Annotated in this window: 1 pseudogene; it reads left to right on the forward strand. The window is 45.2% G+C overall.

Annotation, left to right across the window (positions count from 1 at the left end):
* Positions 1–1,188 (forward strand): annotated as a pseudogene (locus HM982_RS18395) (hypothetical protein); the annotation flags it as partial.

Genomic DNA, 1,188 nt, shown 5'->3' on the forward strand with positions numbered 1-1,188 from the left:
CCCAGAAATAGGGACGAATAATAATTGGATAATCGGAGGAGTTGATACAGGTATTGTTGCAGGAGGACAAAATGGTGCTTCAGCATATGAAGAATGGTTAGCAGCAGGAAACACAGGCTCAGAACAAGACTTTTTAGATTCGTTAATAGGTGCTTCTGGTTCAGATGGTGTTGATGGAGATGACGGAACAGACGGTTTAACCCCAGAAATCGGAGCCAATGGCAACTGGTTTATTGGAACAACAGATACAGGTGTTGTTGCTGAAGGTCAGAATGGAGATTCAGCATATGACGAATGGCTTGCAGCTGGCAACACAGGTTCAGTGCAAAACTTTCTAGATTCATTAGTCGGTGCTTCTGGTTCAGATGGTGTTGATGGAGATGATGGAACAGACGGTTTAACCCCAGAAATCGGAGCCAATGGCAACTGGTTTATTGGAACAACAGATACAGGAGTTGCAGCTGAAGGTCAGAATGGAGATTCAGCATATGACGAATGGCTTACAGCCGGAAACACAGGCTCAGCGCAAGACTTTCTAGATTCATTAGTAGGTGCTTCCGGTTCAGATGGTGTTGATGGAGATGACGGAACAGACGGTTTAACCCCAGAAATCGGAGCCAATGGCAACTGGTTTATTGGAACATCAGATACAGGAGTTGCAGCTGAAGGACAGAATGGAGATTCAGCATATGACGAATGGCTTGCAGCTGGCAACACAGGTTCAGTGCAAGACTTTCTAGATTCATTAGTCGGTGCTTCTGGTTCAGATGGTGTTGATGGAGATGATGGAACAGACGGTTTAACCCCAGAAATCGGAGCCAATGGCAACTGGTTTATTGGAACAACAGATACAGGTGTTGTTGCTGAAGGTCAGAATGGAGATTCAGCATACGAAGAATGGTTAGTAGCCGGAAACACAGGCTCAGCGCAAGACTTTTTAGATTCGTTAATAGGTGCTTCTGGTTCAGATGGTGTTGATGGAGATGACGGAACAGACGGTTTAACCCCAGAAATCGGAGCCAATGGCAACTGGTTTATTGGAACAACAGATACAGGTGTTGTTGCTGAAGGTCAGAATGGAGATTCAGCATACGAAGAATGGTTAGTAGCCGGAAACACAGGCTCAGCGCAAGACTTTTTAGATTCGTTAATAGGTGCTTCTGGTTCAGATGGTGTTGATGGAGATGA

Source organism: Winogradskyella vidalii (assembly GCF_013403955.1).
GTDB lineage: Bacteria > Bacteroidota > Bacteroidia > Flavobacteriales > Flavobacteriaceae > Winogradskyella > Winogradskyella vidalii.